This is a genomic window from Bradyrhizobium sp. CSS354, from assembly GCF_029051725.1.
Classification (GTDB): Bacteria; Pseudomonadota; Alphaproteobacteria; order Rhizobiales; family Xanthobacteraceae; genus Bradyrhizobium.
In genome coordinates, this window is sequence record NZ_JAACFU010000011.1 from 101,843 (window position 1) to 124,089 (window position 22,247).

The following is a 22,247-nucleotide window of genomic DNA, read 5'->3' on the forward strand; positions in this document are numbered from 1 at the left end:
CGCGCACCGTTGCCGGCCGCGCGTCCCGCGGGCCGTCTCGCGGCGGGGCCTGTAGCTCAATGGTTAGAGCCGGCCGCTCATAACGGTCTGGTTGCAGGTTCGAGTCCTGCCGGGCCCACCAGCAAATGTTGGACGCCATGGAAGTTTGGACTTGCGCCACCCAGGCTGGACTCCGCGCCATGTATGTCTGGACTGGTGGAGCAAATACCCTGCCTCCACTCGTGCGTTTATGGTTAGAACTAGCCGCCCATAACAGCGGCGTTGCAGCTCGATTTCACGCATCCGTCGACGAAACATTATTCATGTGAGCCGGATGTGGCTTCCGACCACGCGTGGTGAGAATCTAGTCTGCGCTGTCGCTTCGGAGCGAACCAAACATGTCGCGGACGCTGTCCTCGGAATGGCCGGACTCTCTCTGGCGATCACGATACTCGTCCATCATCTGGTCAGCTCGCTGCTCTTCGTAATCCGTGTACTCAGCGTATACCTCTTCCAGCCTCTCCAATTCCGGACTAACGTCCACGCCAAGGGTCGACGCGAATAGCTCATAGGCACCTCGAAGGCCGTTGAAGTCGTCCTCTTTGCGGCATTCGTCGATATCAGAGGCGATCTCGTATCTTGAGTTCTCGAACGCTGCCCGTAGCGCAGCTAGGTTCGCCGCGTTTCTAGGTTCTTCGAGGTCGAGCACGCTGACAATTTCACTGAGCTCAACAGACCTGCAGGAAACCTGCGCCTGCTTTAAGAGCTGTTCAATTAGCTCGTGCTCCAACGTTGGAGATTGTAGTGGTTCCCACGAGACGCGCTCAAGTGCGCGGAGAGCTTCGACACCATCGATGATCGAAATTTCACGGTCGCGCCAACTTGAGGACATATCACCCCCAAGCGACTTGGCGAGATCTAGCATATCCTTAGTCTTCATCGCATCTGCGAGAGGGACGATTGCGGCGAAGCGCGTTTCTTCGGTCCACTCTATCAGGAAGGTCCCATTCTGCAATTCGACCAGCCGATGCGATCTCGATGTGGCGCTTCGTATAGCAGCGGCAATGGATTCGCCGCCTTGGACGAGGGCTGCTCTAACCCCTTTGACGCCACTTTTGCTTATATTCCAGACTCGTTCGATTTGGCTGAAATCTACGGCGCCAACGACTAGGTCGACTGCGTTTTCCGGCGCCCTGCGAACGACTGCGTTGACCAAGTCGATGACCGAGGGATCAAGAACTTCGAAGGCGTTACCACCCGTCGGCCGGAGGAACGCGTTAGCGAGTTCGGCCATCGCGGTAGCCCAGTCTTCCGGCTTTCGTTGGAAGCCCCACCGCTTTGCACGTGCGTCGTGGAGCTTTTTGAAGGTCGGCTGGAGGACTACGCCCTCCGCCTTGCCGCCGAGGCTGTAAAGTGTCAGCAACAGGGAGCGACCAGCGTCGCTAAGTTGATGGTCGTAGGCATGCAACCAGACCTCAGAGGGGTCCTTGAGCAAATTGCGAACAAAATCTCGGTACTCGCTCGGCGAAATAGCCTGAACTCGGCTGAAGCTCGACAGCCATTCGATCAAACGCGGATTAAACTTTGGGTGCCGGACGACTTCGAGATAAAAGTCGGATCGTAATAGAGCATCCTTGTAAGCGCCAGGCAGGTCGCTGAAATAGAGGTGATTGTACAGGATTTGAGCCTTCTGGGCGAAGCTGTAGTCTCCAATCCGCAGGACGATCTTGTGGCCGTTGAGGCCGACTTGACGGAGTCGTTCCGACGCGGCGACGGCTTGCCCAAAGATGTGCTCGCGAGTGGTTAGCACCAGGCGGGCGTTCGGTGAGGCCCTAACCATTTCGATGAAGTCGGAAATGGCGCGGTCTTCGTTGCGAAGCAAACCGGATGCGCGATCGCCGAGGAAGGTTGCGCCCATAAAATCGTCAAAATAGAAGATTTGTGACTTACCGCGCTGAAAGAGTTTCTGTCCTTCGGCAAGATCGCGGCGGATCACCACCGGCTCCCAACCACGTTCAAGGTGCTTGTAAAGCAGCATGTTAGCCAGAGTCGTCTTTCCAACGCCCGGCGCCCCAGAGATGATAACCACTCTGCTCCGGTCGAGGATATCGAGAGCGTTCGGATACGCGTCACTCTGCACGTTGCGCCGGATGGTGGCGTGAACCTTTTCGACCTGAAACTCAGTCTGAGTAAGGATATCGCTGTGCAGCACACGGTCGAGGACCGCACGGCTAGCGAGCCAAAGCTTGTAGTGCCTCTGCTCAACCTCGCGATGCCTCCCGAGCAAGTTGTTCAACTCGTCCCGACCGAGTACGTCGCTACTGGCCAGTCCGCCGCCAAGGACCGCGGCGATTGCTTGCTTGTTGGCAGGCGAGAGGGGCACAGAGGTTACGAGTACATAGCGAGTCGGCTTTAGCGCTGGGATCTTGCCTGCCTCGACCTTGAGATCGCGTAGGAGGCCGGCCAGTCCCGTCCGGACATAGTGCTTCACCTGAACCACAAGATTATGCCCCCCACGGGCATATCGCAGGTCAATACCGCCATCGCGGCCGGTCTTGAAACTCTCAAGAACAACGCCCCAGTCCGCCTGGAGGAGATCCCGAACTAAGATTTCAAGGTCGTGAGGCGATAGTTGCTGAAAGTCGTACTGCATAGGGGAGGTACTCTAACGAGTCTCCATTTGAACGTCACGGAAGGAAGCGCCGCTGCAAGCGCTCAACACCAGACCCCTGATTGACGCCTGCACTGAAAATAGCAAACACGCGGCTTAGCGAGAACATCGCCATACAGGCCCCCTGACAACCCGACGAGTTCTTCACCGTCATTTTCTGCTATATTGCTCTGATTGAGAGTCGTTATTGTGCAATGCAACGTAAGGTCGACGGCTGGTGACGCCTCTTTTTTCTCTCTAAACCAATAGAATGAGCCGGAATGCTCTGGCTACGGTCCCCGACTTTACGGGACGAGACCGCGCCCAAATATTGCCTTCTCAGTGTCTGTCAAAGGAACAACACCATCAGCTCTATTCCGATTATGTCCGCCGCGCAGTTCGCGACCGCCTTCGCTCTCAGGCCAAACCTTGTGGCGTGGTTTCTCGGCGCCGGCGCATCGGCCGCATCAGGAATACCGACCGGCTACGCGATGATCCGCGATTTCAAGGCGCAGATCTTTTGTCGCCAGAACGGCATCTCGAAACGAGAAATCGACATTGCCGATCCGGTGTGGATCGAAAGAATCGACGCATTCTTCCAGCGGACATCGATCCTACCGCCAAATGGCGATCCGACCGAATATGCAGCCGCCTTCGAAGCGGTTTACCCGCAACCTCGACATCGCCGGCAGTATATTGATGACGCGATTTCTAAGGGCAAGCCCTGCTTCGGGCACAAGGTTCTCGGAAGCCTTATAGCGAACGGGAATGTCAATTGCGTTTTCACCACAAATTTCGACCCGCTGATTGAAGAGTCCGCTCTGTCTGCAAATGTTACTTTGGCAGTCACCGACCAAGTTCGTCCAACCGTTGCTGCGATAGATTCTTCCGACCGGGCGATGCGTTGTCTGAACGAATCCGACTGGCCACTGGTCGCAAAGCTTCACGGGGATTACCAGTCGGTCTCCATCAAGAATACGGGATCAGAACTCGAGCAGCAGGACATCCGAATGCAGCGCGTGCTGGTAGAAGCCGGCAAGCGCTTTGGTATGATATTTGTCGGGTATAGCGGACGAGATGCCTCGATCATGGAGGCGCTGAACTCCATACTCACCGATCAATCGCCGTTTCCGAACGGTTTGTATTGGGTCACCTCCTCAGCGTCGCGGCTGTTGTCGGGAGCGACGGAATTCCTTGAAAAGGCGAAGCTTGCAGGCGTCGACGTTGCGATCGTCGAGTGTGCCACCTTTGACGAGTTGTCCGCAGAAGTAGTTAAAACGGTCGCCCTTCCGACGATATTGCTCGATCGGGTGATGCTCGGCCGTGCTGCGCCGCGGCTAGTGCCCGTGAAGCTACCGACTGCAGAAGCACGTTCTTTCCCTGTCCTAAGGTATTCTGCTCTTCTGATCGAAGCAATGCCGCGCAGTGCCAGGCGAATGACGCTCGGGACACCCACCACGTCTGGCGCGGTTAGGGAGTTGCTCAAGGAAAAAAGCTGCAAGGCGACTATAGCAGCGAACGGCCGCGAGCTAGCTGTCTTCGGTAGAGATCAGGATGTCTTGGAAGCTCTGGCATCGCTCGGCGCGAAGTTAGGGGGAGAGGTGGCACTGGACCCTGTCGACGATAGCTGGGCACTGGGGCTCCTCTACGACGCGCTCGTAAAAGGCCTGGCGCGACGGCGGCCGCTTATTCCCAGATACAGGCGCTCTGGTCATTCAATAGTTGTTGCGGCGCCTCGCGATGGTGAGGATCCAGAGAGCGCACGCCAAAACGGGCTGGTGCTCAAGAGGCTGCGAAACGCCTACGGAAGTGCATTGACCGGGACCGTACCGAAGCTCGGATTTCCCTACCAGGAAGGCGTCTTCCTGAAGTTAGACCAAGTCGACGGGCGCTGGTGGTGCGGTTTCGAACCTTTCACTTTCGTGCAGATTCCGAAGCAAAATCTTCGCCTAAGCGACGATCCGGGCGATCCGAGCGCGCTCGACCCAGATCCAATCGGCGCTCCGCCGGATCGCAGAGGCGATCCGGTAGGCGACTGGCGCCGAGAACGGTGGGCACAGTGCTACAACAGAAACTGGGCGGGCATCATAGATGCCTGGGCGCAGCTTCTTACCAATGCCAGCGACAAGAAGAAGCGTGCCTTCGGGCTCGCGGACGGCACAGGGATCGACGCGGTGTTCGAAGTCGCACCGATCACCGGCTGGAGCCGGCCGGGCCATCACCACGTCTATTTCGATAGGACGAAGTGAATGAGCAATCCTGCCTTTGTGACGAAGCTCCCGCCGTTCACGCTTCTGGACGAACCTCTTCTGGCATTCTCGCCCTCCGACCCCGCGCAGGTCGATGTCCACCCGCTCAGAGGCCTAGTAAATTTCGGTCCTTATTCGAAAGGATCGTTCGGAGGATACACGTCGCGCGTACGAATCGCGACGGTAGGTCCGGAGAGTGCTTTCAAGCGTCGAGGCGAGCTCATGCTGTCGCTTCGTGAAACCCACCACCCTTCAGATCGTTCTGAATATGTTCCGGAGTATCCAGGCTTCGAGACGCTTTTCCAGGTCGCACTTGAGGCCGCGCCGCGCGACGCGCACATCAAATGGCCCGATCTTCTGCACCTGCTGCCAGGCGAGGGCGACCCGCAAGCACGGCTTTTTCTTGCAATGGAGGCCGCGCTCCGACGGCTTGATACGGTGCGAAGCGCGTTTGACGTCGTGCTCGTCCATTTTCCCGACAGCTGGAATCCTGCTACGCGCGGCAAGTTCTTCGATGCGCATGATGCGCTCAAGGCTCTTGGCGCGAAATACAATATCCCCACTCAGGTGCTCAACGATCGAGCGTTCACCTTCGCCCATAAGGCCTCCCTTGCGTGGCGCCTGGCGACTGCCTTGTATGTGAAGGCCGCGGGCACACCCTGGAAACTGGCACCGCTAAAAGGTGTACCAACAGATACCGCCTATATCGGGCTCGCTTATGCGCTCCGCGGCGATCAGCGAGACGCACACTATGTGACGTGCTGCTCACAAGTTTTCGACATGGACGGCGGCGGCATGCAGTTTGTCGCCTTCGAGGCGCGCGATCCGGTCGCCGACGTTGCCGAGGCTCGTAGAAATCCGTTTCTGAGCCGTGACGACATGCGAGCGGTACTCGCCCGCAGTCTCGAGCTTTATCAAGGCCGCAATGGCGGCAACCTTCCTAAGCGGATGGTCATCCACAAGACTACCGCCTTTAAGGACGGCGAAATCGAAGGGGCGTTCGATGCCTTATCCGGCGTACCGGAGATCGAGTGCATCGAGATCAGTTCGGCATCCTGCTGGCGTGGAGTTTGGTTGATCAAATCTGGCCAGCAGACCCCTCCCACAAGGCCGTCCGGCTATCCCGTGCCGCGCGGAACGATGGTAGTGAGATCGGGCAACTCCGCGCTCATATGGGTGGCGGGAAATGCTCCCGAGGTCTCGACCAAGGGCGACTATTATCAGGGAAAGAAGAGCATTCCGCGCCCGCTGCAGCTCATCCGTCATGCCGGCAGTGGCCCTCTTGAGCTAAGCGCTCATGAGGCGTTGGCGTTGACCAAGATGGATTGGAACAACGATGCGCTCTACGACCCCGTACCAGTGAGCATCCGCTACTCCCAAAAGCTGGCAAGGACGATTGCGAACGTCGCAGACTTGCCGAGAAATGTGTATCCGTATCGCCTCTTCATGTGAGACCAATTGATAGGCCAAGAGAGCGGGCGCCCGCCCTAAGGGCTTCAGCTTTGCGCATCCTGATACGGTCGTTCGCGCGTCGACGCGAGGAGCAGAAGGAGTTGGAGATCCAATTAGAGGAGGCGTTCGAGTTCCTGATCCAGCACATTTCGCAGGATTACGGTGACAGTGCACTCATGAGTCCCACCGCTTTCGCGGATTCGATGGCTCACGAATTTAGTGCACCGTAATACTTGCGCCTTCACCAAATTTTCCGGTGGATCGGCTGATTTTGATGGTGCCAGACATGGTCAGGATCGCGACACTCCCCGTTGCGACACGCAATGTCCGCGAGCGCATCCGGCGGCGGATGTGTGGCGCGCTTCGGCCTCTCTCATTTCGGGACTGATGATGCGAAAGCTTCTGGCGATCTTGGTGATCTCGTGCTGGGCCAGTTTGGCTTGCGCACAAAAGGCCGACCTCATTGTCACGAACGCAAAGCTCGTGACGCTGGATCCCGCATCGACGATCGCGCAGGCTCTCGCAGTCCGCGACGGCAAGATCGTCGCAGTTGGCGGCAACGATGCCATGGAAGGCCTGATCGGGCCCGCGACGCGCCGTATCGACGCAGGTGGACGCACCATCATTCCGGGATTGATCGATTCCCATATTCACGCCGTGCGCGCCGGTCTCACCTACGCAACCGAGGTCAACTGGATCGGCGCAAAGACGATTCCCGAGGCCATGGAACGCTTGCGCCAGGCGGCAAAAGCGCGGCCGGCGTCCTGGATCATCGTGGCCGGTGGCTGGAGCGAATTGCAATTTGCGGAGAGGCGGCGGCCAACCCTCGCCGAGGTGATGTCGGCCGTTCCCGACAATCCGGCTTACATCCAGCTGTTCTATTCGGCGGTGCTGATGACGCCAAAAGCGCAGCAAGCGCTCGGGATTTCCGCGGATCAGTTGCCGGCCGGTATCACAGCCGCATCGGGCGACGCCACGGGCTGGCTCAACGGCTCCATTGTCAGTATCTCCGCGCTGTTCGATCGGCTGCCGAGGCCGAATTTCGAAGAGAATGTCGCCGGCACCCGGCAGTTCTTCACCGAGCTCAATCGTCTTGGCGTGACCGGGATCGTGGATCCCGGCGGCTTCAGCATTTATCCCAGCCATTACGCCGCCCTGCAAAAGCTCTGGCGTGACAAATCATTGTCGGTTCGGGTTGCCTTCAGCCTGTTCGCCCAGAATGTCGGCGCGGAATTCGAGGAGTACAAGACTCTCACGCCGTTCCTGCCGATGGGATTCGGCGACGACATGCTGCGGTTCAACGGACTAGGCGAGCGGATCACCGGCGCCATGTACAACAACAATGCGCCCGACGCGGCCGCCAAGGACAAGTTCCGCGAAATCATTCGCTGGGCGGCCAAACAAGGGCTGACAGTCACCATCCACTGGCAGGAAGACAAATCCGTGCATCACCTCCTGGACCTCTATGACGAGGTCAACAAGGAGACGCCGCTCGCGCCGTTGCGCTGGTCCATCGCCCATCTCGACAACACCTCGCCAGAGACGCTTCTGCGCATGAAAGCCCTCGGTATCGGCTGGACCATGCAGGACGCGATGTATCTCGGAGGCGACCGTATCGTGGCGCAGGTCGGCGAAGCCGCGCGCAGCATGCCGCCCATCGTCACGGCGTTGCGCACCGGGGTCCATGTCGGCGCCGGCACGGATGCGCATCGGGTCGCATCCTACAATCCGTTCGTAGCGCTGCAGTGGATGCTCGACGGCAGGACCGTCGGCGGACACTCGACGCGCGGCCCGGACGAAACACCCAGCCGCGAAGATGCCTTGCGCCTCTACACCGTGGGAAGCGCGTGGTTCTGCTTCGACGAGACGCGGCGCGGCACGTTAGAGACCGGCAAGCTCGCCGACTTCGCGGTTCTCGATCGGGATTTCATGTCCGTCCCCGTCGAGCAAATTGGCGCCACGGCGTCTCTGCTGACGGTCGTGGGCGGCAAGGTCGTCTACGCAGCGGATGCTTTCACGGGCGCGAAATGAGAGCTGGAGGGCGACCGTGCCGCTCTCACGAAATCTCGGCCTGTTGTCCATTGCAGCGACATTTGCTCTCGGCCCACACATGCAGCTTCGGCGGCCGAGCCGGATGGCATACCAATTTCGCCGCCTGCTATGCCTACGGCATCGAAATGGTGATTGTGCACTCAGTGAGCCCGTCCCTTTTTGGGGTACGAAGACTTTGAATTAAGTGCACTGTGACCGTAATCCCTTATTAGAAACGTGAATAAAAATACTCGGCACGACGAGACGTGTTCACACTGCGCGGCTGCCTTTTCGAAGCTGTGACGGCGAGACCATCGTCGAAAACGCACATAGACCCATGCCGCATACCGGCCCATATTACCCAGGCATCACTTTGTTCGACGAGCAAGGGAGCCACCGCATGTACGCCAACATTCTCTTGAGCACGGACGGATCGGACGTCGCGACGAAGGGCGTTGAGCATGGCATTGCCCTGGCGAAGGCCTTGAACGCCAGGCTGACGATCATCACCGTGACGGAAGCACTGCCGATCGACTATGGGGGCGGACACGACTCGGGATGGATTCCGACGCGGGACGAGATCGATAGCTATGACGCGGCCTGCAAGGTCCGCGCGGGCAAGGTGCTCGATCAAGCGCGCGCGATGTCGGAGCAGATCGGCGCGCCTGCAGAATTCTTGCACGTTCCGAATGCGCACCCGGCGACTGCGATCATTGAAACAGCCAAGCTTGGGGGATACGACCTGATCGTGATGGCCTCTCATGGACGACGCGGCCTCAGGAAGCTGTTTTTGGGCAGCCAGACATCCGAGGTCCTGGTGGACGGCAGCGTGCCGGTGCTGGTGGTGCCGAAGCCGGCATCAGTGTAGGGATTATTGGCACCACTCAGCTGATCGCTGAACGACCGCACAAGACCGCTCTCCCGCGGCAGGAGCCATCCATGACCAGTGAAAAAGGCCCGAACATCAAGAAGAAGCAGAAATGCAAGAACTGCGAAGGCAAAGGCCTGCTCAAGAAGGGCGACAAGGTGGTGAAGTGCCAGCGCTGCAAGGGCACGGGCGTGCGGTGATGATGAGGTGATGACCTTCCCGCCGCGCTAATTCGCGCGGACGCCGCCGGCAAAGTGCTTCTCGAGAGCACCGCACCTGACATCCTCGATTGGCACTTCCTGCGGCAAGGCGCGTTGCGGTCTTTTCGAGGGAGGTGCAGATGACCAAGACCGACACGCAGGGCGCAAAGACCGGGACATCCGCCGACGGGTTCGGCGGCGCTCAACCCCGGGGATGAAGCCCCTCCGGGAACGACGGGCACGGGCGAAGATGTGTGCCCCGATTGCCATGGCAAGGGGCGGATCGACGGCGCTCCCTGCGCCACGTGCGGCGGCAGCGGGACCGTGATCCGGGCTGTCGGCGGGTCCTGAGCAGAGCGCATGGCGCGGCGCTTGAGCCGGGCTGTGACTCTCCACCGCGGCTTCATTGTTCCAGCAACGAACGGCCCGCATCCGTGTTTTCCGGATGCGAGACACAATGAGGCGCGCCATGACCAGGGATCCCGGACTGAAGCCCGACGACTTTCCCATCGAAGCCGACAAGGACAAGCTCAAAACACACAAGGGCGAGCCGGTCGCCTCGGCCGAGTCGGAGAAGATCGCGGATCAGATCGCCGAACGGCTGAACGAGCATGCCCACCAGGAAGAGCAGGATCGTTGGTCGGCCTAGGCACTTTGCCTTGCCGGCAGCAACCCGCAGAGAGCAACGGCTTTGTAGGAACGACCTGAGGCCGTTGCGTATTGGGCCGCGCCGGGTCCTTGCGATTCCGGCAATGGCGGCCCCGGCTCGAAGCCCCGCCCCCGGGTCACAGGCCGGGGCCGCCTAACGGAGATCGGCCCGGCATCTCAGCCCGGCATTTCAGGGCCGTCTTGGAGGACTGCGCGAGAGACCATGGAGGCGCCCACACCAGGGATGCAAAACCCGCTTCGACAGGCGCGGCTCTACGGCTACCTGATCGAACGCGAGGGCGCGCTGTTTCATCCCGGCGGCAGCCACCCGCTGTGCAGCGCGGGCATGACGCGACGCATGATCGAGGCGGGCTGGCTGGTGAAGGCCGGCGATCGCTACGAGCTGTCGCCGCAAGCGCAGCAACGGATCGCCCCGCGCGCGATGAGCTCGGGATGACTTAATCGTCGGTGGTGCGGCATTTCCGCTCCTGCTCAGGAACAGGTGCGTCCCCAAATCTTTGCCTCGGCACGGCATGTGACGACGTCAAGCAAAAGAGCGGACATGAAAAAGCTGGTTCTCGCAGGGCTCGTTGCGGCTCTCGCATTCTCCCCTTCCGCATTCGGGCAAGGCGGCGCGGGTGCGTCCAGGACCGGGTCGAGCATCGACTCCTCCAGCACCGGCGGCGCGACGGGAGCGGGCGCCTCCAGCCTCAACACCTCATCGGACAACAATGGCGGCGGCGCGAACGCACCGGCGAAGTCGTCGACGACGCGGCCAGGCGACAACGATACAAGGCAAACCCAGGGCGGCCAGCAGGCCATGCCAGGTTCCGGCTCCACGGGAGCGAACCGCAAATAGGCGCGCCGCGAACGATTGACCGATTGCGCTCACGCAAATGGCCCGGACGATGGTCCGGGCCTTGTCTCGTCACCACCAGGGATCCCAATAGGGCGGTGGAGCGTAGGCGTAAGGTACATAATAGGCCCGCCGCACGAAGCGCGGCCCATAGTAGCCGTAGGGCGGACCATAGTAGCGCGGGCCATAAAAGGCGTTGGCCGCCAGACCAGCCGTAAGCGCACCGGCAACAAGACCGAAGCCGATACCGGGGCCTCCCCAATGGCCGCGCCAGCCATGGGCTTCCGCCGGCGAGGCCGCCGCCACGAACAGGGCCGAGATCAACGTGAGGACCAAAGCAAGTTTCTTCATGTGCGACTCCCAGAACTTGGAAACCGACCGCAAAACGCCAGACCGGAATTGAAGTTTCCGAGCGTTCCGGAAAATTTTGCAGCGAGCCGACGGACGCGAATGCCTCCACGAAACGGCAGCGGGCGAGAGCGGTGGCTCCCGCCCGCTTCATGCTTACACTCCACGCCTACTTGCCGTTGATCGCGATGCGCTTCACCTTCTGTTGTGCCGCCGGTGACTTCGGCAGGGTGACGGTGAGAACGCCGTTGTTGAAGGAAGCGGCGACCTTGTCCTGGTCGACGTCATCGACCGGAATGCGCCGCTCGAAACGGCCATAGTAACGCTCGCTGAAGAGACGTTCCTTGTCTTCCGTTTCGCTCTTCTTCTCGCCGCTGATCGTCAGCACGCCATTTGCAAGCTCGACGTCGACGTCTTTCTGCTCGAGACCGGGAAGCTCGGCGACAACCTTGACCTCCTTGTCGCTCTCGTCGAGTTCGACGTTCGGCCAGCCCATCGCGGTCGAGGAGCCGAACGGGCCGAGATCGAAGCTGCGGAAGGCGTCGTCGAACAGCCGGTTCATCTCGCGATGAAGCGCAAGCAGCGGGTTGCCGGGTTCGCCGCGCTGAACGGCCATGTTGCGTGAGCCGTTGTTCCACGGAATCAGATCGCGTAGTGCCATTGTCGTTTCTCCTTATCTCCTGTCTTGATGGTCGATTGGCGCAGCTCAGCGCGCGGCGATGGCCACGCACGCGCTGCACAGCCCGGACGATCAGCTCGTCAGGCCGCCTGCTTGTGCACAATTTCGGGTCGGCGTTGCCGGCAGCATCGTTCGCGATGCGACGCGGCGGAACGGCGGTCGAAACCAATGATCGAACGCCAGAGGGGAGACATATCGTCGTTTCTCATAACCACATCCTCCTGTGAGCAACATGGATTAAGAGCATCACCGGGGCGAGCCCCGATGGCCTCGCCGGACCCTGCTTTGGCGTCCGGCACCGCACTCGCATGCGGTTGCCAAAAGAATTAGGAGGCGGCGATTTGGTTTCAAGAGCCGGTTGCCAAGCGCCCCCCGATGGCGGCCCGAACCTTTTCGAACGCGCGCATTTCGATCTGCCGCACCCGCTCGCGTGAAACGCCATATCGTGCCGCGAGCTGCTCGAGTCTCAGCGGCGGCTCGGAGAGCCAGCGCGCCTCGAGAATGTCGCGCTCGCGCGGCTTGAGGACGTCCAGCGCACCGGCGAGGGCTTCACGCCTCAGCTTGGCTTCTTCCTCCTCGGCATACGCGGCTTCAGGGCTGGGCGAGGAGTCGACGAGCCAGTCCTGGACTTCGCCGCCGTCGGCGTCGCGCACGAAAGCATTGAGCGACAGGTCGCCGCCGAGGCGCCGGTTCATCTCGATCACGTCGTTCTCCTGCACGCCGAGCCGCCGCGCGATCTGGCTGGCGTGCTCGGGGCGGAGATCACCATCCTCAAGGGCGGAGATTTCCGCCTTGGTCCGGCGAAGCTTGAAGAACAGCTTCTTCTGCGCCCCGCTGTTGGCAATCTTGACCAGCGACCAGGACCGCAGGATGTATTCCTGGATCGACGCCTTGATCCACCACATGGCGTAGGTCGCAAGCCGAAAGCCCCGCTCCGGCTCGAAGCGCTTGACGGCGTGCATCAGGCCGACGTTTCCTTCGGAAATGATGTCCGCAACCGGCAGGCCGTAGCCGCGATATCCCATCGCAATCCTGGCAACGAGCCGCAGATGGCTTGTGACGAGATGATAGGCCGCCTCACGGTCGCCGTGCTCGCGCCATCGCTTCGCATAGGTCATTTCCTGGTCGGGCCGCAGCATCGGAAACTTGCGAATTTCCGCCAGGTAATGTGTCAATCCGCCCTCAGGCGACAGCATCGGAACAGTTGCAGTGCTTCCCATTGCCACCTCTTCGCGTTTGTCTGCTTACGCTCCAAAATCGACATGACAAAAAATGGTTTCGGCCGAGGATGTAACGACCGGTGGGGCTGGCGGCTGAGTTTGCGGCGGCTCCGGCCGCGTCACGAGGTAGAGCTCGCCCGGAGGGCAGCGACCGCCACGGCCAACATGCCGAGCACCAGATCGCTGTAGTCATCCATGCGCGTTCGAAACGTATGTCGATGTCGAAGATCGGCAGCCATCGCCATTGGCTGTCCGCGACATCGAACGTCGTCACCGAAATTTTGTTCCGGACTTTCGGCGCCCCGCCGAGACGCGGCTCACCCCGCCAGCGAATTCCTCGTCGCGCGAAGAATATCGTCCGACAGCTTGGGATCGTCCACGGCGCGGGCAAGCACGAGGGCGCCAACCATGGAGGCGGCCGCGGCGAGCGCCTTGTCCTCGCGCTGGCGTGGCTTCAGCGTGGAGGCCATGCGGCTGCTCAGCAGGGAGATCGTGCCGCGCACGCCGGCGGTGAAGCGCGCCCTCAAGCCGCTGCCTTGACGTGACACCTCACAGGCGAGCGCAGCGAACGGGCACCCGGCGGCGGCATCGTCGCGATGCCCCGGCGAGAGATACTGCGAAAGATAGTCCTCGAGCGCGAACGCCTCGGGCAATTCCTGGCCCTTGGCCTTGATCGCATGGGCGACCGCTTCCTCGACCAGCCGCTCCTTGGAGCCGAACTGGCTGTAGAGGCTGCCGTGCGTCATCCCGGCCGCCTCCGCGAGCGCGTCGACACCGACGCCGGCGATGCCGCGCTCCCGCAGCAGCCGGGAGGCGGTCTCGAGAATATGCTCGCGATTTTTGGCAGCCTGTTCCTTTGAGACGCGCATGGGACCGATCCTTGGACAAGGGATTTGGGCACGGGGCTTGACTTTTATAATTACGATCGTCATCTATATCAATAGTTACGATCGTAATCAAACGATTTCAGGCCCGGTAGTGGCGTCGGAGAGGCACTATGAACAGGATTAAACCGAAGATCGCGCTGGTGACCGGCGCCTCCTCAGGCATCGGCCAGGCCACGGCGGAGCGGCTCGCCAACGCCGGTTACAAGGTGTTCGGCACCAGCAGGCGGGGCGCACAGTCTGGCAAGCAGGCCTTCGAGATGCTGGCCCTCGACGTCACCAGCGACGCATCGGTGGAAGCCGCCGTCGGCGAAGTGATCCGGCGCGAGGGCCGCATCGACCTGCTCGTGAACAACGCCGGCTTCGGCGTTGCCCCTGCCGGCGCGGAAGAGAGCTCGATGGAGCAGGCGCGCGCGATTTTCGAGACGAACTTCTTCGGCCTCATCCGGATGACGCGCGCCGTCGTGCCGCACATGCGGCGCCAGGGGAATGGCCGCATCATCAATATCGGCTCGGTGCTTGGCTTTCTGCCGATGCCCTATGGCGCGCTCTACGCCGCGACCAAGCACGCGGTGGCGGGCTATTCGGAATCGCTCGACCATGAACTGCGCACGCGGGGCATCCGGGTCTCGGTGGTCGAGCCCGCCTACACCAAGACGCCGTTCGACGCGAACTTCATGGAGCCCGACGCCACGCTCGACGAATATCGCGAGGCGCGCGCCGGCGTGACCAAGCGGGTGAACGAGGTGATGGCGACGGCCGAACAGCCTGGCGTGGTGGCCGAGACCGTGTTGAAGGCCGCGAGCGCGGCGCGCCCGCAGCTCAAATACGCGGCCGGCAGCCTTGCGAAGCGCCTGCGATTGCTACGCAGGTTTGCGCCCGCAGCCCTGGTGGATGCCGGGATCCGAAAGGATTTGCGGCTCGATGCGGTGGCGGCGTCGCAGCCCGCCCGCATGGCGCGGGCTTTCTGAGGGGCGCAAGCTTGCCGTCGCGAAGAACCTTCGGACCGAGAGAGAAAAATGAAAGCACTCGTCTTCAAGCGCTACGGCAAGCCGGACCAGATCGCGTTGGCCGACATCCCCCGGCCGACGCCGAAGCCGAACGAAATCCTGGTCCAGGTTCACGCCGCGGGCTTGAACCCAATCGACAACATGATTCCGAAAGGGACGTTCAAGCCGATCCTCAAGTTTCAGCTGCCGGCCACGCTGGGCAGCGACCTGGCGGGCGTCGTCGTCGAGGTCGGAAGCCGCGTGACCCGCTTCAAGCCGGGGGACGCCGTCTTTGCCAGCATCTTCGATCTCGGCACCGGCGCTCTCGCAGAATTCGCAATCGTGCCGGAGGATGCCGCCGCACTCAAGCCGCCGAACCTGGACTTCGTGCAGGCGGCCTCGATTCCGATGGTCGGCCTGACATCGTGGCAGGCGCTTAGGGAGCGCATACGGCTCAAGCCGGGCCAGAAAGTGTTCATCCCCGCGGGCGCCGGCGGGATCGGCACGTTTGCGATCCAGCTCGCGAAATATCTCGGGGCAAAAGTGGGGACGACGACCAGCACCGGCAATATCGATCTGGTGCGCAGCCTCGGGGCTGACGAGGTGGTCGACTACAAGACCCAGCAATTCGAGGCGGTGCTGCGGGACTACGACGCGGTGCTGGGTACGCTCAGGGGCGACGCGGTCGAGACATCGCTTCGGATCCTGAAGCGGGGGAGCAGGATTGCTTCGCTGGTCGGGCCGCCGGACGCCGCGTTCGCGCGCGCCCGGGGCATGAATGTCTTCATGGTGCTGCTGTTCGGATTGCTGAGCCGCAAGATCATTCGCCAGGCCGGCAAAATCGGCGCGGACTATTCGTTCGTGTTCGTGCACCCGGACGGCAGCCAACTCGCCGAGATCGGCGAGCTTCTCAAGGCGGAGCGTATCCGGCCGGTGATCGACAAGGTCTTTCCGTTCGAACAGGCGAAAGAGGCGCTGGCGTATCTCGAAAGGGGACGAGCTAAGGGGAAAATCGTCGTCCAGATGAGATGAGGGCGTGGATGCGGCCCGCCCAATCGCCTCAGCCCTCTACCCGCCACAGCCGCCAGCGCTCCGGCACGCCCTTGAGCTGGTGCATGCCGTGATCCCTGAAACGGATCCCGGACTGTGGCGCCAGCAGCTCCTTGACCGCGCTGGAGACCAAAACCTCGCCGGCGCGCGCCTTGGCGGCGACGCGGGTGCCGATGTGGAAGGCGAGGCCGACCGCCTCGGTGCCGCTCACGGTGTATTCGCCGGCATGCAGGCCGACCCTGATCTCAAGGCCGAGCGTACGCATGGCCTTCTGGATCGCGGTCGCGCAATTGATTGCGGCAGCCGGCGTCTTGAATGTCGCCAGCACGCCGTCGCCCGTCGTCGTGACTTCCTTGCCGCGCGAGCTCTTCAGCTCCTTGCGGACCGCCGCGTAATAATGGCCCATGATTTTGGTCCAGCGGACATCGCCGAGCTTTGCCGCTTTTGCGGTGGAGCCGACGATATCGACGATCAGGATCGTGGCGAGCGCTCGCTTGAGCTCGGTGCTGCCTGCGGCCGGCCGGCGACGGAGCACGATCGCGCCGGCCAGCGGTTCATAGCGATGGTTGCGGCGTCGCGCGATCGCGGCCTTTGCGTAATCCTGGGCACGCTGCGCGCTGCCACAGCGAACTGTCTTCTCCTGCGGCAGACGCGTCCAGTAGACCTTTCGTCCGTCACCGGCGCCCTGGACCTCCACGGCGCCCCACTTCAGGAGGATCGCCGTGCCGACGCGCCGGACACACCACGCCTTCGACGTGTAACCCGATACGTTCGACTGATGGATTCCGATGCGGAGGAATTTTGGCATGAACATGCGGCCGATCGAAGCAACGTTTGGGCGACCCAGGGCCAAGCGTAGTGACACACTCGCGCATTGGCAATACGATCCGCCGTCAAGACCTGTTCATTTGAAACCAGTGCAATATGCAAAATCATTTTCGCGCTTGTTGTGAAGCCGCCCTGTTGTCAGCCGCGCTCGCAATCATCGCCGTGCCCGGCATGGCGCGTGCGCAGTCGGGGAGCGCCGGCGGCAGCATCGGCAATGACGAAAAATCGCTGTCCGGTTCGCGCGAGACGCCGCGGGCGGCCGAGCCTTCGAAGCCGGCACGACGCAGCAAGCCCGCGGACGACGAGCCGCGCCGCGCGCCGCAAAAGAGCGGCGGAGGCGGCAATCTCGACGGAGCATGGGTCCTGACCAGTGTCGGCGCGTCCTGCGGCACCTCCACCGATACGGTGGTCATCACCGGCGGCCAGTTGGTCGGACAGTACGGCACCGCTCAAGTCAGTCCGAACGGTCCGGCCGATTTTCAGGCCGCAGCGGCTCCGGTACGTTCCGGCGATCCGATGGATGTGTCGGAAGCTGGACCGGATCGAAACAGTGATGTTTCCTTGCCTCAGCCCTGATACGCAAACAGCTCGATCGGCTCGCTGAAGCCGCGCACCGCGTGCTCGCCGACGCGCTCCAGATCGAACTGGCTGCCAACGAGATCGGCGAATTCGCGTGACAGCAGCACCGTCTTTCCCAATTGCTTGGTCAGGGCTTCGAGGCGCGAGGCCATGTTGACGGCGGGACCGATCACGGTGAAGTCGAGCCGGGTGGACGATCCGATATTGCCGTACATGACGTCGCCGACATGGACGCCGATGCCGTAGTTCAGCGGCGCGCGGCCGGTGCCGTCGTTGCGCGCGTTCAACGCGATCATGGCCTGCCGGGCTTCGGTCACGGCGTGCAGCAGGTTTGCACCGGCATTGGGCTCGCTCAGCGGGAAGATGGCGAGCAGGCCGTCACCGATGAATTTCAGGATCTCGCCGCCATGCCGGGCGATCGGCTCCGACATCGCGTCGAAATAATCGTTGAGCAGATCGATGACGTCGTCGCGCGGCCAATTGTCCGAAATCTTGGTGAATTCGCGCAGATCGCAGATCATGATCGCGGCGCGCACCGTCGTGCCGGTGCCGCGTCGCGTGGCGCCGGCCAGGATGAGCTCGCCGGCGTGGGAGCCGACATAGGTCTCAAGGAGCGTCCGCGCCAATCGGTTCTTGATGCGGATCTCGCTGACCAGCGACAGCACCGGCAATATGTTCTTGAGGGCGGCGATATGCGCGTCGTCGAAACCGCCGGGCCGGTCGGTCGCGAAGGTGACGAGATGGCGCTTGCCGAGCGTATGGTAGAGCGGCCAGGCCACATAGTCGGTCAGGCCCTGCGCGCGCATCTCCCGATAAAGCGTGTGCTTGCGGCCGAGCGCGGGGTCGCCTTCGAGATTCTCGCGCAACTCGGTTGCGCCTTCGAACATTTCGCTGGCGGGACTACCGATGAACTCGGACCGCTCGCGGACGTCATAGTCGACCCGCGCAATCTCCGCCTCGCGCATGCCGTCGGACCACATGAAGCGGGCGCCAAGCCATTGCGGGTGCTGGATCAGCACGTGTAGCGTCGACCGCGCCAGCGGAATACCGGCCTGCTGAAGCCGGATGCACATCTCGGCAAAGATAACGTCGATGAAGCGCTGGTCGCGCGTGCCGTTGATCAGCCAGTCGACGACGCCATCGGACAGCGTGGCGGATTTCTTCTCTAGGATCATATCTGCCCGTTCATATCGTGGCCGCCCGCATCGTGCTTTGGGCGGCGGCTGCATCAGGGCAGATATCGTGCTCCGGCGCGACGGCGTCAACCTAGCCAGTTGCACGGATTGTACGCATCGCTCTGATGGGCGGGAACGCCGTTCAGCCGACGATTTGAATAGAGCCCAGCACGGCCAGCCCCGAGACGAGCGCAAGCGTCGATGCCCCCGTCAGTTCGACCTTCAACGTGTTTTCGTGCGAAATCGAAAAATCCGTGCCGTCAAGACGGATGCCGCAGTCGCCGCGCGCCGCATAGACCAGATGCGTGCCGGCGGATAATCGCCGCTCACCGGGCTCCCTGAGCGCTTCGAGTTCTAGCGCGACCGCACCGCGCCGGCCCATCAAATTCACGACCTCGACTGGCCCTTCCTCGAGCTCGGTGACGATCGCGTGCTCGCCAGTGAAGCGCACCGTGGTGAACGGCTCGCGCTCGTCGAATTCCTGGGTGGGCGACTTCAGCACCAGCCCGCGGCCGCCGACCACCATCTGCAACCGGTCGATGCCGGGCATATGGGAGAACGGGCCGGGCGCCACGATCGGGGTCGCCGCGAAACGCCACAGCAGGCTGTCCCAATCCTTCACGCTGGAATCAGCGCGATGGGCATCCGCGATATCGGTGAAGATGCCGCCGCCGTTCTTCCAGGGCGAGCGAGCGTAGTCTTCGGATTTCAGCAGTGTGGTTTTCATGTCTTGAGGTGGTCCGGGAGCGCAAGAGGACGGGTGGTGTCAGTTGCGTATCATGCAGACAGGATCGTCGCCAGCTCGCTTCCCGTCAGCGCGCCAATCTTTCGCGACTACTTCGTCGTCAGTGCCGCGACCGGGCGCCACGCAACATCAGGCGCGCTCTCAACCAACTGCCGGCAGCGGTCGCGCATCAGTTCGGCCGGGCGATCCGGGCCACGCATGTTCAGCACGGCTTCGAAATCGGCGAGTGCAGCCGCAAACCGGCGAGCGCGATAGCTGGCGAGCCCCTGCTCGTAGCGCCCGATCCAGCAGGCTGCCTGGTCGCCGCCGCCCTCCCCGGCAAGTCCGATCAATTCATAGACTGCAAAACCCTCCTCGCGTCCATACACGGCGATGCTATCGATCTCGCGCGTGACGATGGCGCCGCGTGCGAGACGTTCGGTCGCTTCGCCAATGAGGATTTGCGTGCCGTAGGATTTGTTGGCGCCCTCGAGGCGGCTCGCGACGTTCACGGCATCGCCGATCACGGTGTAGTTCAGACGCAATTCCGAGCCGATATTACCGACCAGCATGCGGCCGGAATTGATGCCGATCCGGATCTGGAGCGGCTGGCCGAGATCGTCGGCAAGGCCCGACGCCGCGATGGCCCTGCAACAGCCGAGCGCCGCACGGCAGCAGCGCAGCGCGTGGTCGGCCTGTGGCTGCGGGGCGCCCCAGAACGCCATCACGGCGTCGCCGATGAATTTGTCGATGGTGCCGCCATTGGCGACGACGGCCTCGGAGGCGAGGTCGAGATAGCGCGACAGCAACGGCACCACGCGATCGCCGAGCCGCTCGGACAGCCCGGTGAAGCCGGCGATGTCGACGAACATCACGCTGAGCTCCTGCATGCTGCCACCGGGTTTTGCCTCGACGCCCTGGCGCAACAGCGAGCGGACCAGATCGGCCGGGATGAATTTGCGAAACGCGGAAAGGCCGGCTGCCATCTCGGCGATCGCGCCGGACAGGCTCGCGATCTCCTTGAGCCGCGACGGATGGCGGCGGACCTGCTCCAGCGCGAAGGCTTCGACATGGCGGAGCTCGCCGACGACGCGCGACAGCGGCGCGGCGATGACGGAACGCGCCAGCATCGCCGAGGCCAGCGCCGCGAGCACGGCGCCGATGGCAAGGCCGAGGATCAGGCGGCGCAACGTCGTCTCGACCGGGCCGAGGAACTCGGCCTCGGGGATCACGGTCGCCAGCGACCAGCCGGGAAACGGCAGCGGCGTGAGCGCCACTTCGTAAGCCGCGCCAGCCGATGTCAGCCGACTTCGCCACGCTTCCTTGCGGCCATCCTCGCCCGCCTTTACGAGTGCCATCCGCGCCAGCGGCAGCAGCGTCGTATCGCCCTTCGCAACGTGCAGTTCGTCGGCGTCCTTATCGGGCGCCGCGATCAGCTCGCCGCTGCCGTCGATGATGAAAGCCGTTCCGGTGCGCCCGACCTCGAGCTGCGACAGGAAGCGCGCGAGCCTGGTGTACTCGATGACGATGGCGAGGACGCCCTGCCGCTCCTGGTAGACGTCGATCGGACCGGCAAAGGCAATCGACGGCCGCTCGCCGGTCGGATGGTCCATGACCTTGAACCACTCCGGCTCCCCGGCCGCCAGCCCGGTCTTGAACCAAGCGCGATCGGCGACGCGAAAATCGGTCGGCTCGAAACGGCGATTGGCGAATTCGATGTCGCCGGGCACCACCTCGTATTCGTCGATGCGGCGCTGGCCAGCATGATCGGTCAGGGAGATCTCCATCATCTCCAGCCGGCGGTCGCCGAGCTTGTGCGCGGCGAAGAAGGAGCCGTCGGGCCAGCCAAAGGCGACCCAGGAGATCGTCGCCTGCGACTGCAATTGCGACAGGAAGACGAATTCGCGCTTGTCGGCCTCGCGGGTGTCGAGCACGTTCTGCAGGAACAGGGTTCGGATCGCGGTATGGGCGGCACGCGCCTCGTCCACGATCGCGGCGACCTCCTTGCGGACAGCGGCCACGATCTGCTCGTTGATGGTCGATGCGAGCTGCCGGCTCGCCGCTTCCGCCGTGCGCCACCACAACAGGCTGGAGAGGGCCGCGGTCAAAAGAATCGCGGTCAGGACCAGCGCCGAGACGGCGAGGCGGATGCTGACCGTCAGCTTCGCGATCGCGCGCAGGTGCCGTCCGGGATCAACATTCATCGCTGTTTCCGTTCTCCGGCAAAGCGGCGACTGGCCACCTCCTGTTACCGCTCTACGTGGCACGCGTGCATTCGTTACCTGTGGCAGGCACCGCGTGCCGCCGCCAATGCTCTCCGGCTAAGGTCTCGATAGAGACTAGGCATTGGATTGACCGGCCCGTCACCCGCTAATCCGGTCCAAGCGCACAGCCCGTGCGCCCATCCAACGGCCTCACAAACTCGTGACCTGCTCTAGCGGTAACACGAGCTGGGTGCGAGGCGAACCGAACAAGGCGCTCTTCGCCTGCCAGGCGATGCCATCTCGAACAGGAGAATCTTCAATGTCTGCCAAATTTGCCGTGACCACGCTCGTTCTCGCCGGCGCCATGTCGACCGCACTTGCGACCCTGGCCGCTGCTGCTCCGCTGACCAAGGCCGAGGGCGACGCGGCCATCGCGGCCAAAAAGGAAAAATGCTTCGGCGTCGCGCTGAAGGGCCAGAACGATTGCGCCGCCGGACCGGGCACGACCTGCCAGGGCACCTCGACCACCGACTTCCAGGGCAATGCATGGAAATTCGTCCAGGGCGGCACCTGCACCAGCATCGAGCTGCCGGGCGGCAAGAAGGGCTCGCTCAAGCCGGTCTGACGCGCTGCG

General features: G+C 62.3%; 20 protein-coding genes, 1 tRNA gene and 1 pseudogene. 13 read left to right on the forward strand and 9 right to left on the reverse strand.

Annotation, left to right across the window (positions count from 1 at the left end; translation table 11 throughout):
* Positions 1-45 precede the first annotated feature (45 nt).
* Positions 46-121: transfer RNA gene (locus GWG67_RS25500), tRNA-Ile, on the forward strand.
* Positions 122-343: 222 nt separating this feature from the next.
* On the opposite strand, the gene GWG67_RS25505 is transcribed toward GWG67_RS25500, so the two are convergent.
* Positions 344-2,632, reverse strand: coding sequence for a restriction endonuclease (locus tag GWG67_RS25505; protein WP_275172123.1), 2,289 nt, complete (start codon positions 2,630-2,632; stop codon positions 344-346).
* Positions 2,633-3,012: 380 nt separating this feature from the next.
* Here GWG67_RS25505 and GWG67_RS25510 point away from each other — a divergent pair, with 380 nt between their 5' ends.
* The 8 genes from GWG67_RS25510 (at position 3,013) to GWG67_RS25545 (ending at position 10,936) form a co-directional block, all read left to right on the forward strand.
* Positions 3,013-4,878, forward strand: coding sequence for an SIR2 family protein (locus GWG67_RS25510; protein WP_275172125.1), 1,866 nt, complete (start codon positions 3,013-3,015; stop codon positions 4,876-4,878).
* Complete coding sequence (locus GWG67_RS25515) at positions 4,879-6,330, forward strand: nuclease PIN (protein ID WP_275172127.1); 1,452 nt, start codon at positions 4,879-4,881, stop codon at positions 6,328-6,330.
* A 387-nt stretch (positions 6,331-6,717) separates the two neighbouring features.
* Positions 6,718-8,361 carry an amidohydrolase gene (locus GWG67_RS25520; protein ID WP_275172128.1) on the forward strand — a complete coding sequence of 548 codons (1,644 nt, stop codon included), beginning with the start codon at positions 6,718-6,720 and terminating at the stop codon, positions 8,359-8,361.
* A 400-nt stretch (positions 8,362-8,761) separates the two neighbouring features.
* Positions 8,762-9,229 (forward strand): universal stress protein, encoded by a 468-nt coding sequence (locus tag GWG67_RS25525; RefSeq protein WP_275172130.1) that lies wholly within the window; start codon positions 8,762-8,764, stop codon positions 9,227-9,229.
* Between the two features lie 71 nt (positions 9,230-9,300).
* Positions 9,301-9,429 (forward strand): hypothetical protein, encoded by a 129-nt coding sequence (locus GWG67_RS25530; RefSeq protein ID WP_007600646.1) that lies wholly within the window; start codon positions 9,301-9,303, stop codon positions 9,427-9,429.
* A gap of 469 nt (positions 9,430-9,898) precedes the next feature.
* A complete protein-coding gene (locus GWG67_RS25535; protein ID WP_275172131.1) occupies positions 9,899-10,078 on the forward strand; it encodes a hypothetical protein in 180 nt (59 codons plus the stop codon).
* Between the two features lie 243 nt (positions 10,079-10,321).
* Complete coding sequence (locus GWG67_RS25540) at positions 10,322-10,534, forward strand: hypothetical protein (protein WP_275172132.1); 213 nt, start codon at positions 10,322-10,324, stop codon at positions 10,532-10,534.
* A 105-nt stretch (positions 10,535-10,639) separates the two neighbouring features.
* Positions 10,640-10,936, forward strand: coding sequence for a hypothetical protein (locus GWG67_RS25545; protein WP_275172133.1), 297 nt, complete (start codon positions 10,640-10,642; stop codon positions 10,934-10,936).
* Between the two features lie 69 nt (positions 10,937-11,005).
* Here GWG67_RS25545 and GWG67_RS25550 read toward each other — a convergent pair whose 3' ends face one another.
* The 4 genes from GWG67_RS25550 to GWG67_RS25565 all read right to left on the reverse strand — a co-directional run bounded on the left by GWG67_RS25550 (position 11,006) and on the right by GWG67_RS25565 (position 14,049).
* Positions 11,006-11,284: a hypothetical protein gene (locus tag GWG67_RS25550; protein ID WP_275172134.1), complete on the reverse strand. Its 279-nt coding sequence runs from the start codon at positions 11,282-11,284 to the stop codon at positions 11,006-11,008.
* 166 nt (positions 11,285-11,450) lie between these two features.
* A complete protein-coding gene (locus GWG67_RS25555) occupies positions 11,451-11,942 on the reverse strand; it encodes an Hsp20/alpha crystallin family protein (RefSeq protein WP_275172135.1) in 492 nt (163 codons plus the stop codon).
* A 365-nt stretch (positions 11,943-12,307) separates the two neighbouring features.
* Entirely contained in the window at positions 12,308-13,180 is an 873-nt protein-coding gene (gene rpoH / locus GWG67_RS25560; protein ID WP_275172136.1) for an RNA polymerase sigma factor RpoH, read from the reverse strand.
* 317 nt (positions 13,181-13,497) lie between these two features.
* Positions 13,498-14,049, reverse strand: coding sequence for a TetR/AcrR family transcriptional regulator (locus GWG67_RS25565; RefSeq protein WP_275172137.1), 552 nt, complete (start codon positions 14,047-14,049; stop codon positions 13,498-13,500).
* A 128-nt stretch (positions 14,050-14,177) separates the two neighbouring features.
* On the opposite strand from GWG67_RS25565, the gene GWG67_RS25570 reads away from it, so the two are divergent.
* Positions 14,178-15,035, forward strand: coding sequence for an oxidoreductase (locus GWG67_RS25570; RefSeq protein ID WP_275172138.1), 858 nt, complete (start codon positions 14,178-14,180; stop codon positions 15,033-15,035).
* Between the two features lie 48 nt (positions 15,036-15,083).
* Entirely contained in the window at positions 15,084-16,085 is a 1,002-nt protein-coding gene (locus GWG67_RS25575; RefSeq protein ID WP_275172139.1) for an NADP-dependent oxidoreductase, read from the forward strand.
* Between the two features lie 28 nt (positions 16,086-16,113).
* Here the strand turns inward: GWG67_RS25575 and GWG67_RS25580 are convergent, their stop codons facing one another.
* Entirely contained in the window at positions 16,114-16,911 is a 798-nt protein-coding gene (locus tag GWG67_RS25580) for an adenylate/guanylate cyclase domain-containing protein (protein WP_275172226.1), read from the reverse strand.
* A gap of 116 nt (positions 16,912-17,027) precedes the next feature.
* On the opposite strand from GWG67_RS25580, the pseudogene GWG67_RS25585 reads away from it, so the two are divergent.
* Positions 17,028-17,485 (forward strand): annotated as a pseudogene (locus tag GWG67_RS25585) (hypothetical protein).
* A gap of 12 nt (positions 17,486-17,497) precedes the next feature.
* On the opposite strand, the gene GWG67_RS25590 reads toward GWG67_RS25585, so the two are convergent.
* From GWG67_RS25590 to GWG67_RS25600, 3 genes are all read right to left on the reverse strand, one after another.
* Positions 17,498-18,685, reverse strand: coding sequence for an adenylate/guanylate cyclase domain-containing protein (locus tag GWG67_RS25590; protein ID WP_275172140.1), 1,188 nt, complete (start codon positions 18,683-18,685; stop codon positions 17,498-17,500).
* A 142-nt stretch (positions 18,686-18,827) separates the two neighbouring features.
* Entirely contained in the window at positions 18,828-19,412 is a 585-nt protein-coding gene (locus tag GWG67_RS25595) for a HutD family protein (RefSeq protein WP_275172142.1), read from the reverse strand.
* A 107-nt stretch (positions 19,413-19,519) separates the two neighbouring features.
* Positions 19,520-21,613, reverse strand: a complete 2,094-nt coding sequence (locus tag GWG67_RS25600; protein ID WP_275172143.1) for an adenylate/guanylate cyclase domain-containing protein — start codon at positions 21,611-21,613, stop codon at positions 19,520-19,522.
* A gap of 319 nt (positions 21,614-21,932) precedes the next feature.
* Between GWG67_RS25600 and GWG67_RS25605 the strand changes: the two genes are divergently transcribed.
* Positions 21,933-22,238, forward strand: a complete 306-nt coding sequence (locus tag GWG67_RS25605; RefSeq protein WP_275172144.1) for a DUF2282 domain-containing protein — start codon at positions 21,933-21,935, stop codon at positions 22,236-22,238.
* Positions 22,239-22,247 lie beyond the last annotated feature (9 nt).

Bases quoted from the DNA above. Each gene is read 5' to 3' on its own strand.
- GWG67_RS25505 (WP_275172123.1), bottom strand. From the start codon at position 2,632: ATGCAGTACGACTTTCAGCAACTATCGCCTCACGACCTTGAAATCTTA.
- GWG67_RS25510 (WP_275172125.1), top strand. From the start codon at position 3,013: ATGTCCGCCGCGCAGTTCGCGACCGCCTTCGCTCTCAGGCCAAACCTT.
- GWG67_RS25515 (WP_275172127.1), top strand. From the start codon at position 4,879: ATGAGCAATCCTGCCTTTGTGACGAAGCTCCCGCCGTTCACGCTTCTG.
- GWG67_RS25520 (WP_275172128.1), top strand. From the start codon at position 6,718: ATGATGCGAAAGCTTCTGGCGATCTTGGTGATCTCGTGCTGGGCCAGT.
- GWG67_RS25525 (WP_275172130.1), top strand. From the start codon at position 8,762: ATGTACGCCAACATTCTCTTGAGCACGGACGGATCGGACGTCGCGACG.
- GWG67_RS25530 (WP_007600646.1), top strand. From the start codon at position 9,301: ATGACCAGTGAAAAAGGCCCGAACATCAAGAAGAAGCAGAAATGCAAG.
- GWG67_RS25535 (WP_275172131.1), top strand. From the start codon at position 9,899: ATGACCAGGGATCCCGGACTGAAGCCCGACGACTTTCCCATCGAAGCC.
- GWG67_RS25540 (WP_275172132.1), top strand. From the start codon at position 10,322: ATGCAAAACCCGCTTCGACAGGCGCGGCTCTACGGCTACCTGATCGAA.
- GWG67_RS25545 (WP_275172133.1), top strand. From the start codon at position 10,640: ATGAAAAAGCTGGTTCTCGCAGGGCTCGTTGCGGCTCTCGCATTCTCC.
- GWG67_RS25550 (WP_275172134.1), bottom strand. From the start codon at position 11,284: ATGAAGAAACTTGCTTTGGTCCTCACGTTGATCTCGGCCCTGTTCGTG.
- GWG67_RS25555 (WP_275172135.1), bottom strand. From the start codon at position 11,942: ATGGCACTACGCGATCTGATTCCGTGGAACAACGGCTCACGCAACATG.
- rpoH (WP_275172136.1), bottom strand. From the start codon at position 13,180: ATGGGAAGCACTGCAACTGTTCCGATGCTGTCGCCTGAGGGCGGATTG.
- GWG67_RS25565 (WP_275172137.1), bottom strand. From the start codon at position 14,049: ATGCGCGTCTCAAAGGAACAGGCTGCCAAAAATCGCGAGCATATTCTC.
- GWG67_RS25570 (WP_275172138.1), top strand. From the start codon at position 14,178: ATGAACAGGATTAAACCGAAGATCGCGCTGGTGACCGGCGCCTCCTCA.
- GWG67_RS25575 (WP_275172139.1), top strand. From the start codon at position 15,084: ATGAAAGCACTCGTCTTCAAGCGCTACGGCAAGCCGGACCAGATCGCG.
- GWG67_RS25580 (WP_275172226.1), bottom strand. From the start codon at position 16,911: ATGCCAAAATTCCTCCGCATCGGAATCCATCAGTCGAACGTATCGGGT.
- GWG67_RS25590 (WP_275172140.1), bottom strand. From the start codon at position 18,685: ATGATCCTAGAGAAGAAATCCGCCACGCTGTCCGATGGCGTCGTCGAC.
- GWG67_RS25595 (WP_275172142.1), bottom strand. From the start codon at position 19,412: ATGAAAACCACACTGCTGAAATCCGAAGACTACGCTCGCTCGCCCTGG.
- GWG67_RS25600 (WP_275172143.1), bottom strand. From the start codon at position 21,613: ATGAATGTTGATCCCGGACGGCACCTGCGCGCGATCGCGAAGCTGACG.
- GWG67_RS25605 (WP_275172144.1), top strand. From the start codon at position 21,933: ATGTCTGCCAAATTTGCCGTGACCACGCTCGTTCTCGCCGGCGCCATG.